Annotated in this window: 1 protein-coding gene and 1 pseudogene; both read left to right on the top strand. The window is 70.7% G+C overall.

What is annotated here, in order from left to right; all coding sequences use genetic code 11:
- The first annotated feature begins 139 nt into the window (after positions 1-139).
- Positions 140-1,045 (top strand): hypothetical protein, encoded by a 906-nt coding sequence (locus BACI9J_RS23135; protein ID WP_042539900.1) that lies wholly within the window; start codon positions 140-142, stop codon positions 1,043-1,045.
- 1 nt (position 1,046) lies between these two features.
- Positions 1,047-1,238: pseudogene (locus BACI9J_RS23130) on the top strand (ABC transporter permease subunit); the annotation flags it as partial.

The raw sequence follows: 1,238 nt of genomic DNA, 5'->3' as shown, positions 1-1,238 counted from the left end.
GCCGTCGTGCGCTCGACGCCGACTCGGGGCTCGTGAGCATCTCGGACGACGACGAGCACTTCGCCGAGCGGTTCGCGTACGAACTCGCGACCGTCCTGCTCGCCGGTGCCACGGGCGCGGACGAGCGGGCCTACGGCTGATGGCAGCACTGCACGCCGCAGCCTTCTGGTTCGCGGCGCTGATCTTCCTCGCCCGCACGCCGTACGTGCTGCGGAACCCGCGCGGCCGGGCGGCCTGGGGTGCCACGGGTGTCGGCGCACTCGGGCTCCTGACCCTGGGCAGCGTCGTGCCGCAGACCGTGCTCGACGGCGCACTGGGCGGCTCGAACCTGATCAACCTGGTGCAGAACGTCTGCGCGACCGTGGCGTTCTGGCTGATGCTGCGGGCGAGCACCGACGACCTGCCGGAACGCCCGATGCTGGCGAAGCCGGTGGCGCTGCTCGTCGTGGTCGTGGCGTTCACGGTGCCGTTCCTGCTGGTCGAGGAGCGTGGCGGGACCGACTTCGACTTCATCGTGCACGGGATCGCACAGACGCCGATGTGGTTCTACGCGACCGTCTACATGGTGAGCGTGGGGCTGATCGCCGCGACGACCCTGCGGCGTGGCGTGCTGCAGAACCCGGTGGCGCTCGTGGTGTTCCGCGTCGGGCTGGCCCTGGTGGTCCTGGCGAGCGTCGACGAGGTCGCCTCGCTGACGGCGGACCACTTCGGGGTGTTCCCAGCCGGGGTCCGTGACGGACTGCGTCTGGCCTTCGACCCGCCGTTCTACCTGGGCATCGTGTTGATCGTCGTCGCGATGGCCTCGTTGACGTTCCGGCGGTGGGGGCGTGACCTGCGGCACCGCGGGCACCACCGCCACCTGCGCCGCATCGTGCGCCGGCACGAGGTGCGCGCGGTCGAGCGGCCGGGCGACCCGCAGGCCCGGACCTACGACCTGGTCATCGCGATCCGCGACGCCGAGGTGCAGGGACGGACCCTCGACGATGCCGAGCTCGCCCAGGTGCGGGCGGCGGAACGGACCCTGACCCGGAGCCTCGGAGGATGACGGCGTGACGATCGTGTGGTGGGTGCTCGGTGCGCTCGTGGTGATCTACTCGGTCGTCATGCGGAGCGCCGTGTTCGGCCGCCACATCTACGCGATCGGTGGCAACGCGCTGGCCGCGCAGCTGTCGGGTGTGAAGACGAAGCGGGTCACGTTCCTGCTCTTCGTCAACATGGGTGTCATCTCGGCCCTGGCG

Source organism: Arthrobacter sp. 9V (assembly GCF_902506065.1).
In the GTDB taxonomy this organism is placed as follows: Bacteria; Actinomycetota; Actinomycetes; order Actinomycetales; family Micrococcaceae; genus Arthrobacter.
This window is presented reverse-complemented; position numbering and strand designations above follow the sequence as displayed.

Coding starts and splice junctions, on each gene's coding strand:
- BACI9J_RS23135 (WP_042539900.1), top strand. CDS start 140: ATGGCAGCACTGCACGCCGCAGCCTTCTGGTTCGCGGCGCTGATCTTC.